12 protein-coding genes are annotated in these 13676 nt (G+C 35.9%); all 12 read left to right on the plus strand.

What is annotated here, in order from left to right; all coding sequences use genetic code 11:
• Positions 1 to 3 precede the first annotated feature (3 nt).
• The 12 genes from OK18_RS14260 to OK18_RS14310 all read left to right on the plus strand — a co-directional run bounded on the left by OK18_RS14260 (position 4) and on the right by OK18_RS14310 (position 13568).
• Positions 4 to 1377: a T9SS type A sorting domain-containing protein gene (locus OK18_RS14260; RefSeq protein WP_228377619.1), complete on the plus strand. Its 1374-nt coding sequence runs from the start codon at positions 4 to 6 to the stop codon at positions 1375 to 1377.
• A complete protein-coding gene (locus tag OK18_RS14265) occupies positions 1374 to 4238 on the plus strand; it encodes an RHS repeat protein (RefSeq protein ID WP_053328403.1) in 2865 nt (954 codons plus the stop codon). Before OK18_RS14260 ends, OK18_RS14265 begins: the two co-directional genes overlap by 4 nt.
• A gap of 10 nt (positions 4239 to 4248) precedes the next feature.
• Positions 4249 to 7953 (plus strand): DUF6443 domain-containing protein, encoded by a 3705-nt coding sequence (locus OK18_RS14270; protein ID WP_053328404.1) that lies wholly within the window; start codon positions 4249 to 4251, stop codon positions 7951 to 7953.
• 20 nt (positions 7954 to 7973) lie between these two features.
• Complete coding sequence (locus tag OK18_RS14275; RefSeq protein ID WP_053328405.1) at positions 7974 to 8264, plus strand: contact-dependent growth inhibition system immunity protein; 291 nt, start codon at positions 7974 to 7976, stop codon at positions 8262 to 8264.
• Between the two features lie 294 nt (positions 8265 to 8558).
• Positions 8559 to 9170, plus strand: coding sequence for an RNase A-like domain-containing protein (locus tag OK18_RS14280; RefSeq protein WP_053328406.1), 612 nt, complete (start codon positions 8559 to 8561; stop codon positions 9168 to 9170).
• 18 nt (positions 9171 to 9188) lie between these two features.
• Positions 9189 to 9485 (plus strand): hypothetical protein, encoded by a 297-nt coding sequence (locus OK18_RS14285; RefSeq protein WP_053328407.1) that lies wholly within the window; start codon positions 9189 to 9191, stop codon positions 9483 to 9485.
• Between the two features lie 294 nt (positions 9486 to 9779).
• On the plus strand, positions 9780 to 9944 hold the full coding sequence (locus OK18_RS21280; protein WP_156173291.1) for a hypothetical protein: 165 nt from the start codon (positions 9780 to 9782) through the stop codon (positions 9942 to 9944).
• Positions 9945 to 10055: 111 nt separating this feature from the next.
• Positions 10056 to 10364: a hypothetical protein gene (locus OK18_RS14290; RefSeq protein ID WP_053328408.1), complete on the plus strand. Its 309-nt coding sequence runs from the start codon at positions 10056 to 10058 to the stop codon at positions 10362 to 10364.
• Between the two features lie 22 nt (positions 10365 to 10386).
• Positions 10387 to 10728 carry a hypothetical protein gene (locus OK18_RS14295; protein ID WP_053328409.1) on the plus strand — a complete coding sequence of 114 codons (342 nt, stop codon included), beginning with the start codon at positions 10387 to 10389 and terminating at the stop codon, positions 10726 to 10728.
• Positions 10729 to 10949: 221 nt separating this feature from the next.
• Positions 10950 to 11759 carry a hypothetical protein gene (locus OK18_RS14300; RefSeq protein ID WP_053328410.1) on the plus strand — a complete coding sequence of 270 codons (810 nt, stop codon included), beginning with the start codon at positions 10950 to 10952 and terminating at the stop codon, positions 11757 to 11759.
• 597 nt (positions 11760 to 12356) lie between these two features.
• Positions 12357 to 12647 carry a hypothetical protein gene (locus tag OK18_RS14305; RefSeq protein WP_050022602.1) on the plus strand — a complete coding sequence of 97 codons (291 nt, stop codon included), beginning with the start codon at positions 12357 to 12359 and terminating at the stop codon, positions 12645 to 12647.
• Between the two features lie 207 nt (positions 12648 to 12854).
• Positions 12855 to 13568, plus strand: a complete 714-nt coding sequence (locus OK18_RS14310; RefSeq protein WP_053328411.1) for a hypothetical protein — start codon at positions 12855 to 12857, stop codon at positions 13566 to 13568.
• Positions 13569 to 13676: the final 108 nt, after the last annotated feature.

A 13676-nucleotide genomic window follows, 5' to 3' on the forward strand; every position in this document is an offset into this window, starting at 1 on the left:
TATTTGTCAGCTACTGTAACCACACAGGATGGGGGCTTCCTTTTAGCCGGGACCTCCTATTCCGGAAAAGGACTAGATAAAAAGGATGATTCCAAAGGAGGCTCTGATATCTGGCTGATCAGGATTAATGAATTCGGGGATGAGCTATGGCAGAAAACTTTGGGAAGCTCTTCCGATGAAGAAGCCAGGGCAGTGATTCAAACCACCGATTCAGGATTTTTTGTAGCGGGAAATGGACAAAACTCTTCCAAAGGTTATGGTTCCAAAGATGTATGGATAGTAAGACTTGATAAAGAGGGAAAAGAACTCTCGCAACTTGTTCTAGGAGGAAAAGGTTTAGACGAAGTTGAAAAAATGATTCCCACGAAAGACGGTGGCGCTTTGTTAGGCATCTATTCCAGAAGCTCCGAGGTTCGCGATTCAGGAATAAAAAATCCAGGGACTCAACTTCCGATCGATCAATCTGCCAACCGAAATTTGTCATCTGCAACCTCTACAGCCATTAGCCAGACGCCAAAAGCCAGCATCAATTTCGGTGAGGGCGACTACTGGATTGTAAAACTGGATAAAACCGGAAAGGTAGAATGGGAAAAGAACTATGGAGGCAAAGGGGATGATCATTTGAGGACCTTGGCGTTGACCTCTAGCGGCTATATCATCGGAGGAGAATCCAGATCGGAAAGATCCGGGAACAAAACAGTAGGAATAGAGGAAGGAACAGACCTTTGGCTAATTGCCCTTAATGAAAGAGGCGAAGAAGAGTGGCAAAAGTCTTACAATTTTAAAAACCGGGATATTCTGATGGGGATGAGTGTGATAGGTGGGGAGCTGGAAGATGGAAGCGGGAAGTCTACCAAAGGAATTTTATTGGGCGGCTATACCCAGGCAGAAGGAAGGATAGAAAAGGATGATGAAACTTTCTGGATGCTGTACCTGGATGGCAATGGTAATGAGCAGTGGCGGAAACATGTGGGAGGAGAATCGAGGCAAAGAGAGGAAAGGCTCTCGGATTTGAAACTTAACAGGGATGGTTCTATTATCCTGGCAGGAACGAGTGCAGAAGAACTGGGAAAAGAAAACTGGAAGATCGTCAAATTGGGAGACAAGCAGGTTGAACAGTTAATTGAAAAATCTGACATTAAGATTTATCCTAACCCGGTGTCAGACTATGCGTATGTAGAAATCGGCTTTGATTTCAAGGAAGCTGAGATTTTGTTGTATGATATGAGTGGGAGACAGCTTCAGAGTTTGAAAACGAAGAATAGAGTCACGAAGTTGAATACCCAGGCTTTGATCCAGGGGGCTTATCTGGTGACGATAAAGACTGATACTAATAAAACGGCGAATGCTAAACTGATAAAGAATAGTACATTATGAGAAGTATAAAAATTTTACTGGGTATTACCATTTGTATTTTATCCCATGTAAAAGCCCAACAATTAAATTATGGGGATTTTCCTAAGCCCGTACCTTCAGTATCTTCGATGGAAACTTATCAGGAGACACCGGTAGCAATGGCTACAGGAGTACCGGATATTAAAATACCTATAACGGGAATTTCTTCAAGCGATAGCTATATTGCTGATCGTCTAATATTATCTTATAATCCTAATAGTGTTAATGAAGCAGAGTTCGTGAATGATTCAGGTTTAGGATGGAGTGCATTAGGAGGGGGAATAATTTCAAGGAAAATAGTTAACGGACTGGACGAACGGTTCAGTGATGTAGGTGCTACTAATTATCAAAAAAATAAATTTGACGATATTTTTTATTATAACCTTCCTACAGGAAAAGGGGGTAAATTTAAGATTTATAGAAGACCTGATGACAGCTTTGAAATCACAGAATTATCAGGAAATAATATTAAAATTGATTTTACCAGAAATAATAATATGGCCACCCTTATTGTGGATTCCTTTACCATTACAGATGATAAAGGATATAAATATATATTCAATGATTACAGCCAGTCTTTATATAGTGGAAGCAACAAGCTGTATCGCTCGGCTTATTTTCTGAGTAGTATTAAAAATCCAAATAATGTAGAATTGCTTACATACGAGTACAGAAAAGATTTCAGAAATATTACAGGAACCAGCACTGTACTGTACCAGAGCTGCAAGCTTAAAAAAATTAATGCAATAGGAATAGGAAACCTTACTATTGATTATACATTTGATGAGAATCTTGAGAAAACGATGAACGATCCGTACAGTATTTCAAAGATTGCTTTACAGAATAATTACGGACGATCGTTGAGTCAGTATAATTTTGATTATACCTACTATAAATTTTCCAATGTGACGGCAGATATACGGTTGCTTACCAGGATCAGGAAAATGAATCCTGCCAACCTGAATGGTAGCCCATTAGAAACAACGGCATTTGAATATAATGAGACAGGCTTACCTGCTAAAGAGCTTATATCGGATGGCTATGCATGCGATGTGCCACAATCTGGTTTTCGCAATTCATTTCCGAAAGACAGAATAATCGGTGTATTAAAAAAAATAACCCTTCCAACGGGAGGGGTTCAGGAATACGTTTTTGAGCCGAATGAATATTTTACCGATATGAATACCCCTGAGTATCTGAATTCTTTGACAGAATATACAGACCCTTATGTTCAATATGTAAAATATAACAATTCGCTAGACTTTAATACAAGTTCGGCTAATCTTATAAGATGGAAGCTTTCCGGTACTGCAGGTCAGAAAAAAAGAATATATTTCAGATTCTATGCCGGAAGAAATACCCCCATAGGACCAATTATAGGAGGATCCGGTGGTTTACTTAATGCCAATATTAAAATTAATGGCGGAGCTGTTCCCTTCACGGTTTGTAAACAGGAAGGAACAATAGATAGCTATAATGCGATAATATCTTTTGAAATAACTCCTGGTACCCATATTATAGAAGTGGTAGGAGTGGATATTTCAGGAAATATTGATATTTCCGAGTTGGTTACCAATCCTCCGCCTTATGCCAACCTCAATTATTCTGAAACCGGTCTGCGTATCAAAAATATTCTGTATTATGGATCTTCTTCACAAAGTGCACCGGAAAAAAATATAACCTATACCTATAATAAGCTGAATGACCCTTTAAATACAAGTGGTAGTGTTTTTACCAATGAAAACGGAACCTATGTACTATATAGTAATGTTAAAGTAACTACAGATAATAATGGTTATACCGTTTATTCATTTAAAACTCCGGCAGACTACCCGGAAACGCCTCAGCAAATAGAAGGAAATTTTGTAAATGTCAAACATTATTTTAACCTCACACAAGGAGGCCTTTTGGATAAAACAGAGATATACAATTCATTAGATCAAAAAGTAGCGAGTACAGAAAATACATATGAATTGGCAGATCTTAAAGGAACAGTACCCACTCTTTCAAATGTAGGATATACAATTCCCGGAATGGTAAAAAAAGTGACAGAAATAGAGAAAAATCATATTTCATCACAAGTTATTGAGAGTAAGAAGGAGTTGGAGTTTGACAATTCCCTTTGGGTTTTTCAGCTTTTAAAAATAAAAAATACCTCGTCAGATGGGAACATCTATGAAAAAATGATGAAGTATCCTAACAATAAGGTACTTGAGGGGCAGGAGAATGAATATGCCCACCTATGGAATGCCAATATGAGAGGTGTTGCGGTGAGTACTACAGAAATAAACAACGGAAAGATAATATCGTCCACAGATATAAAATTTGATAACGGAAGTTTATATCCTACTTCAATAGTGGGCACCAACCCGAATGATAACAGCAAAAAGATTCTGATTAAATATGACCTATATGATGAAAGAGGAAATCTGAAGCAATTTACCAAAGACCTTGATCCCAACGGAGGAGGGGGTAATACTACAGCTATTATATATGGGTATAATAATACGTTGCCTATCATTCAGGTGGAGGGAGCAAATTATGATGTTCTTAATAGTATACCGGGTATAGATTTTAATACGCTTACCAACCAAGATGTAGATGAGGTTTCAGAAAAGGTATTGTTAAAATCATTAGATGAGTACAGAACCCATGAAGGACTTAAAAAATTTATGGTGACTACTTATACCTATGATCCTATGTTGGGTGTGACTACGGTAACTGCTCCTAACGGAATGCGTCAATCCTACCAATATGATCAGAATGGAAAACTTAAATCGGTCATTGATGTCAACGGGAACATTGTAAAAGATTTCCGCTATAATCTAAAACCACAACCCTGAAAAACAGATCATGAAAAAAATAGTAACAATTATAATGATTCTGATGGTGGGTCTATTCCATTCACAGAATCTGACATCATCGGAAAACTATACGTATAGCAGGACATACCTGGAGCCAGTAACAGCTACCAATAACAGCGCCCAACAGATCCAGAGTGTACAATATTTTGATGGATTGGGAAGACCTGTACAAAGTATTGGGATTAAGGCATCACCTAATGGAAAAGACCTGGTGGTACCTTCTGTATATGATAATAACGGAAGACAGACGAAGTCTTATCTTCCATTACCGGCAGATACGCAAAACGGTGCTTTTAATCCCAATGCGAATGAAAACACCGTAAATTCTTATTATGGGGTTCCCAATGCCTATGCTGAAGTACAGATTGAAAAATCGCCTTTAGCGAGAATTGAAAAGTCTGCAGCTCCTGGAGCAGACTGGCAGATCAGCAGCAACCATACCCAAAAGATGGTTTATCAAACTAACGAAGCTGGTACTGTAAAAAGATTTAAAGCAACCACCGCATGGAATGCTTCCAATCAGATTAATGATGTTTTTATTTCCCCGGCACCGAATGATAGTTATACGACAGGTGGGTACTATAACGCCAATACCTTACTCAAAACAGTATCTGTAGATGAAGATGATCATGAAATTCATACATATTCCAATACAAACGGCCAGAAGATCCTGGTAAGGCAGATCAACAAAAAACCGGAAGGCGGTACAGAAAACCTGGATACCTATTATGTATATGATGAATTTGGCAACCTGTCACTTATTATTCCTCCGAGAGCATCAATTTCACCCAATTTTTTCACAGTATTGGATCAATTATGCTACCAGTATAAATATGACAAATACAACAGGCTGGCAGAAAAAAAGCTTCCGGGAAAAGAATGGGAATATGTTGTCTATGACAAACAGAACAGGCCTGTACTTTCCCAGGATGGTAACCTTAGAACCACCACTAATAATTTCGGGAAGAAAGGCTGGATGTTTATCAAATATGATGCTTTGGGAAGAATGGCCTACTCAGGGTTCTTTGCCAATACGGGAACAAGAGTATCAATGCAGGCTGCTCTGGATAATATGGCATCCAATCCCAATAACAATGAAACGACAAGCACTATTCCTTTTTCATTAAATGGCATTGATGTCTACTATACAAAAAATGCTTTCCCTACAGAAAGTATGACGGTCCTTAGTGTCAATTATTACGATGAATATCCTGCGGGATCTCCCGCTTTGCCCACACAGATCCAAAGCCAGGTGACATTAGGTTCTATGCCCACTCCAATAACCTCTAACGGTTGGTCTTCCATAAGAAGTATTAAAACCCTGCCTACAGCAAGCTATGTTAAAAATATAGAAAATGACAGCTGGTCTTCGGCCTTTATCTGGTACGATACCCAAGGGAGAGTCATAGGAACTTATGGTAAAAATCACCTGGGAGGATTTACAAGGACAGAAGGTGTGCTGGATTTTTCGGGGAAAACACTGGAAACGTATACCTATCACTCCCGAAACACCTCTTCTACAGAAGTAAGTGTAAAAGACAGGTTTGTGTACAGCTCTCAAAACTACCTGTCGAAACATTACCAGCAGATTAATGACAATCCGGAAGAACTGATCTCAGAATACATTTATAATGACCTGGGGCAGGTGATCAGTAAAAAAGTAGGAAATAGCCTTCAAAGTATTGATTATACTTATAATATCAGAGGATGGCTTACCGGGATTAACCCCGATAATATTGCCAATCTCGGGAATAAGCTCTTTAGCTACAAAATAAAATACAATACAGTAGAAGGTGCAGAAAGCCCTAATAACTCTTATAGTTCACTTAAGGTAAAACCTAATTATAACGGAAGTATAGCTGAGGTAGATTGGAAAACTGCCTATGGAACCAATGAGCCTTTAAGAAGATATGGCTATGTATATGACGGAGCCAGCCGTTTGAGGGCAGGTTTTTATCAGGTGAGTACGAATCCTTATTCCAAAGAGTACAGTGAGGTCATGAATTATGATCTGAATGGAAATATCAGCTCGCTCAATAGAACCGGTGCTGCTGTGGGAGGAACTGCCGAAGTAATGGATGACCTGAGGTATACTTATTTTAATGGAAACCGTTTGGCATATGTAGAGGAGAGCGGAAGTGGAAATGCATTAAGCGGTTATCCATTAGGAGCCGGACAAGGTCAGAATATTGATTATGACGGAAACGGGAATATGACCAGTCATCTGGATAAAGGCATTACAAAAATTGCATACAATTATCTTAATCTGCCTTCTTCTTTCACCAATACAGATGCTTCAAAAAATATATCTTATGTTTATCTGGCAGACGGAAGTAAGGTACAGGCTTTTAGTAATGGAAAGGTAACGGATTATCTGGATGGGTTCCAGTATGAAAGTACGGGTGGAACTTTAACCACAAAAATCCTGGCTAATGAAGAAGGCTATTTTGATTTTATGAACAACCGGTATGTGTATCAATATGCCGATCACCTGGGCAATATAAGGCTCTCTTACACCAAAAATACAAACGGAACAGCAACGATATTAGAAGAAAATAATTACTACCCTTTTGGATTAAAGCATACGGGATATAATACAGGAGATACAACCAACAATAAATTTAAATATCTTTACAACAGCAAGGAATTGCAGAGTAGCGGAAATCTGGATTATGGCTGGCGTCAGTATATGCCGGACCTGGGGAGATGGTTTGGGATGGATGCCCTTTCAGAATCTTATCATATGGCTAGTCCATATGCCTATGTGATGAATAATCCGGCAATGTTCTTTGACCCTAATGGAATGCTTTCCCAGGCGTTCATGGACGAGGTATGGAATTCCCCATCAGGGACCGTTTGGACAAATAACGGAAAAGGGTTTACCAATAATTGGGGAGGAAGTATGGATTATGACGGAAACCCACTCAATTATTTTGGATATAGTCATATGACTACCGGTCTTGATGAAGGTGGTGGAGGTGGAGGAGGATTTTATTTCACAGTTCCGGTTACGGTAACAGGAAAAGGAAGCATCAGCACATGGAATAAAGGGGATAATTATTTTCCTAATATCTTTGCCATGGGGATGGCATTTGACCGGGCCCTTGCAGGGCTCTTCCCAAATGGAGGCAGAGCATTTGATCCAATGTCATGGGTAAGAAATGACAGAGGAGTAGAAATGATGAGCAGTGTGTGGGATGTTTTGGGTATTGCAGTAGCTAATAATATTTCTGCTGAAAACCAGACGCAGGCATTGGGATTAGCTGCTTTAGCTGTTATTTTAACAAAAGGGAAATCGGCTCCTGGAATTATAAAAACAGAAGGATGGTTGGCTTATCATGAAGGATCTACATTAGGACATACATTGGCAAGACATGTTGGTAAAACCGATGCAGATTTAATCAGCCGTTTAGCTACTCAAAAGGGAATTACAGGTGCAAGTTCTTTTACAAACGAAGCAATAGCAGAATCTGTTATTTCTTCAACCATAAAAAGTAATAGAGATGCTATCAAATCTTGGTTGAAAGGTGCTAATGTTATTGATAATTTAAGATTGGAATATACAGGTTCAACAAATATTGGTAGAGGAATAATGAGAAGAACAGGCATTGTTAATGATTTTACGAATGCTAGAGTTATCTTAAAATCAAATGGAAAGGGAGGTTATTTTATATTAACGGCTTTTCCAAAATAATAACAAGAAAATAAGTATAAATGAGTTTTGAAAAAGATTTCCCACGATTAGTGCAATTTTTTGGTGCTTACTTTCCAGATGCAGATTTCGAAGATTTGACAGATGAAGAAATTGTTTCTGAATATGTATCTAAACATAAAAAATATGATAATTATCAGAAAATAATTCAATTAATAAAAGATATTGAAAAATTGATTAACAATATTGATTATTATTGGGAAGAGGTTGGTGATGAGGCAAATAGATATTTTGAGAATTCTCAAGATGCATTAAAATGGTTGAATATGATTAAAAAAGAGCTGGAAAAATAGCGTGAGTTTTATAAAAGATTATCCAATTTTATTCCAGTTCTTCGGAGGATATTTCCCTCTGCTGGCCGATCATCTTGCTCGTGTCTGAATAAAAAGCAAAACCTTTGCAATAGTGAAGGTTTTGTTTTTATAATTGGGGAATAAATGTAAATTAAAAAGTGTTAAATAGCATGAGCCAGAAGTTCGCGGCTGGGTGGAGGAGGATTTTATTTCACAGTTCCGGTTACGGTAACAGGAAAAGGGAACATCAGCACATGGAATAAAGGGGATAATTATTTTCCTAATATCTTTGCCATGGGGATGGCATTTGATCGGGCTCTTGCAGGGCTCTTGCCAAATGGAGGCAGAGCATTTGATCCAATGTCATGGGTAAGAAATGACAGAGGAGTAGAAATGATGAGCAGTGTGTGGGATGCAGTGGGTATTGCAATTGCCAACAATATTTCTGCTGAAAACCAGACGCAGGCACTGGGATTAGCGGCTTTAGCGGTCATTTTAACAAAAGGGAAGGCGGCTCCTGGAATTATAAAAACAGAAGGATGGTTGGCTTATCATGAAGGATCTACATTAGGACATACATTGGCAAGACATGTTGGTAAAACCGATGCAGATTTAATCAGCCGTTTAGCTACTCAAAAGGGAATTACAGGTGCAAGTTCTTTTACAAACGAAGCAATAGCAGAATCTGTTATTTCTTCAACCATAAAAAGTAATAGAGATGCTATCAAATCTTGGTTGCGATCAGGAATGACTAATAGCTTAAGGTTAGAATACTCTGGTTCAACAAATATTGGTAGAGGAATTATGAGAACAACAAATGTTGTTAATGATTTGACGAATGCTAGAGTTATATTAAAGTCAAATGGAAGTGGAGGTTATTTTATATTAACCGCATTCCCAAGATAATAAACAAAAATAATATATATGAATTTTGAAAGTGAATTTCCACAATTAACTCAATTTTTTGGGGCCTATTTTCCAGATGCTGATTTTGAAAATTTGACAGATAAAGAAGTGGTTTCAAACTACATTGCGGACTGTAATAAATCAGAAGCTTCTAAAAAGATATTGAAAATAGTAAAAGAAAAAGAGTTACCTGCTTTGATTAATAATGTAGAAGTTCATTGGGAATATGTTAGAGATGAAGCAAATCGTTATTTTGAGAATTCTCAAGATGCATTAAAATGGTTGAATATGATTAAAAAAGAGCTGGAAAAATAGCGTGAGTTTTATAAAAGATTATCCAATTTTATTCCAGTTCTTCGGAGGATATTTCCCTCTGCTGGCCGATCATCTTGCTCGTGTCTGAATAAAAAACAAAAACCTTTGCAATAGTGAAGGTTTTGTTTTATAATTGGGGAATAAATGTAAATTAAAAAGTGTTAAATAGCATGAGCCAGAAGTTCGCGGCTGGGTGGAGGAGGATTTTATTTCACAGTTCCGGTTACGGTAACAGGAAAAGGGAACATCAGCACATGGAATAAAGGGGATAATTATTTTCCTAATATCTTTGCCATGGGGATGGCATTTGATCGGGCTCTTGCAGGGCTCTTGCCAAATGGAGGCAGAGCATTTGATCCAATGTCATGGGTAAGAAATGACAGAGGAGTAGAAATGATGAGCAGTGTGTGGGATGCAGCGGGTATTGCAATTGCCAACAATATTTCTGCTGAAAACTAGACGCAGGCACTGGGATTAGCGGCTTTAGCGGTCATTTTAACAAAAGGGAAGGCGGCTCCTGGAATCATAAATACTGAAAGTAAAATATGGAAGATAGGAGCATATAAGGAAATGAAAGGACTTGAAAAAGGGTTAGATGCGCATCATGTAGGACAAAGCGCAATAATGAAAAGATTTATAGCAGGCTATGAACATAATACAGCTCCAACTATTCTCGTCCCAGCAGTAGGACATAGGTTCTTAGGTCCAAATGGAATTGTTTCAAGAAGCACGAAAGGATTCACAAATGCACGTCAAGTTTTAGCGAGAGATATTTTTGAGTTAAGACGTGTCTATGGATCACAGGGTATCCCAAATAGTGCACTTCAAGATCTGATTCAGGCAAATAAAACAATGTACCCAGAAGCATTTATTAAGTAAAAAATAAATATATTAATATAAAATGAAACCAGAAGAATTAGTGAAAATTCTCAATAGAGATGTAATTAAAGGGAATTTGGAATTATATCAAAGCTTACTAGATACAACAAATGAAGCAACAGATCCTGTTTGGAAAGGTATTTTGCCAATATATATTAATTTTTCAAGAGAAGAAAAAGAAATATTTTTGAAATTTTTGAAAATAGTCGAAATTAACACGTTATCACATGTTTTAGGAATATTGGATGGAACAACTTACGCTGATGGGATAGAACAGGATTTTATTCTAACTGTAGAAAATGACGATAAAAAAATTAATGAGGACTTACAGGATCTATTTTTAGAATTGATTGAAGAGGAATAAATACCTCGATATATTTGAGGCTGCTTCGTAAAAGCAGCCTCATTCATAATATAATCAGCTTCATTTTCAAATACAAAATTATAACTAATGTATAAACTTATTGAACCAAAGGTTGCAGGAGGCTTGGGTGAACTTGGAATTCCAGCTATAACTCAAAATAGGTCAGGAATAGGTCGGGGTTTTGGAGTGGAAAATAAAAGATATCCCTGGAACTACATTAAATGGAAGTAGAATTGTTCACATCCAAATGGAAAATGAGATTAATTATCAACCATGATTATAAAAACTATACAAATACCAACAAGCTCAGCAGTAAAATGGAAATAAATTTTGTATTAGAAGAAAAAGTGTTATTGATAACGAAGTATATAAAACTCATTCGTAAAAAAGATTTTGACAAAATAGTTGTTAAAAGAGGTGATATTAAGTCTATTAATCTTCAATTCGGAGAGATCTCTAAGCGGGATATAGTCATCAGAGTTTCGTTTAAAGGCCTTAAAACTTTTAAAAACGATTATTATTTTAATGTCTTGGATATTTTAATTAAAAACAGGGAAATTATTTTAACAGGAATCCTTGACGATCCTTTATGGATATATAACCAGGGATATATAGATAATTTTAAACTTCTCACTGACAAAAAGGAAAAAATAAAATGGTATGAATTAAACGATAAACAAAAGTATTATTACTTAAGAGGATGCTATTTTCTAGGAGGATTAAGAAAATCTATAGATAATATGAATCCGATTATAGAAATTGACTTTTCAAAAGTCAGAACCGATTTGGATGTATATTATGAAATTGGAAAAGCTTTTTTTAATTCATATGGATATTTTGGGACCGAATTCCATTCTTTCAGAGATTGTTTGATTAATATTGATGAATCAATGAGAAAAAGAGAAAAAATGCCTGTTTTAAAAATAAAAGAATTCAAGAATTTTGAAAAGTATTTTTCATATAATATTTTGTTTGATGATTTTTATAATGAATTTAAAGCAAGCGGTTTTGAAATTGAAAATTCAAAATAATGGTTTGTTGAACATCCTTCCGCTGGCGAGCTTCTAGTTCGTGTCTGAATAAAAAACAAAAACCTTTGTAGTGAAGGTTTTGTTTTATTATTTGTAAATAAACGTAAATTTAATAGATGTTTAAATAGCACGAGCGAGAAGCTCATCTGGTGGGATGTTTTGGGCATTGCAATTACCAATAATATTTCTCCAGAAAACCAGACGCAGGCACTGGGATTAGCTGCTTTAGCTGTATTTTAACAAAAGAGAAGGCGGCTCCGGGAATTATTAGAGCTGAAGCTATGGCTGCTGCTGATGTATTAAAAGCTGAATTGGCTGTTGAGAAAGCAGAAATGACTTTATAGGTCAGATTCTCCTGCAGAATTAGATGATATAGTTTAGTAATGGTCTTAGATCTGGTACAGGATATGAAACAGGAAATGGGATGGAACAGCAAACACGATAATAAAAGCTAAAGTTCCTCAAAGTGTTATGAAGCAAGCGACATTCTTTGAAGCCGATGGAATTAAAACTGTAAGTAATACCATCGCATTTATTTCAAAATGTTAAGTTAATTATTCCGTTAAATCATAGCCCAATACATAAAATTAGTAAAATATGATAACAATTAGAGCAAAGTTAAACTTATATCAAGATGTAAGACAAACCCCTTTTATTAGTGGCTATAGACCTACTTTTGATTTGGGAAAAGGATTAACTTCTGGAAGAATACTATTATTAAATAATAAGAAATCTTTTTTGCCTGGTGAAGAAGATGAAGTAGAAATCAATTTCTTATCCAAAGAATTTTTGGGTACTAAATTTAAAGTAGGAGAAAAAGTAATGTTTACAGAAGGGCTAACACCTGTTGGAGAAATTGAAATATTAAAGATATTATCTATTGATTAGTAAAATGCTTCAACTATTTGGATTACAAAAACAGTAGAGCGTAACTCCAAATGGAATGGAGCATTAGAATGGCAAATAAAAGATGTACCAGGTACCGTAGGATTTAAATAGCAGTCGAATTGTTCAACATCCAGATGGAAGATGGGGATTAGTTATCAATCATGATTATAATAAAATTATACAAATACCAACAAGCTCAGCAGTAAAATGGAAATAAATTTTGTATTAGAAGAAAAAGTGTTATTTACAACGAAGTATATAAAACTCATTCGTAAAAAAGATTTTGACAAAATAGTTATTAAAAGAGGTGATATTAAGTCTATTAATCTTCAATTCGGAGAAATCTCTAAGCAGGATATAGTCATCAGAGTTTCGTTTAAAGGCCTTAAAACTTTTAAAAACGATTATTATTTTAATGCCTTGGATATTTTAATTAAAAACAGAGAAATTATTTTAATAGGAGTCCTTGACGATCCTTTATGGATATATAACCAGGGATATATAGATAATTTTAGACTTCTCACTTACAAAAAGGAAAAAATAAAATGGTATGAATTAAATGATAAGCAAAAGTATTATTACTTAAGAGGATGTTTCCTATTGAATGGGGTTAGAGAAACAATAGATAATACGAATCCGATTATAGAAATTGACTTTTCAAAAGTCAGAACCGATTTGGATGTATATTATGAAATTGGAAAAGCTTTTTTTAATTCATATGGATATTTTGGAACCGAAATAAATTCATTTATAGATTGTTTGATCAGTATCAGCGCATCAATTAAAAAAAGAGAAAAAACACCAATTTTAAAAATAAAAGGATTTAAGAACTTTGAGAAATATTTTTCAGATAATATTTTGTTTGATGATTTTTATAATGAGTTTAAAACAAGCGGTTTTGAAATTGAAAATTCAAAATAATGGTTTGTTGAACCCCAGCTCTGCAAAGTCTCCCGGATTGAGTAAATAAAAATCTAACCTCTCATAACTTAGTGGAGGTTTAGTTCTCAAAAACAATATATATCAGTA

Source organism: Chryseobacterium gallinarum, from assembly GCF_001021975.1.
In the GTDB taxonomy this organism is placed as follows: domain Bacteria; phylum Bacteroidota; class Bacteroidia; order Flavobacteriales; family Weeksellaceae; genus Chryseobacterium; species Chryseobacterium gallinarum.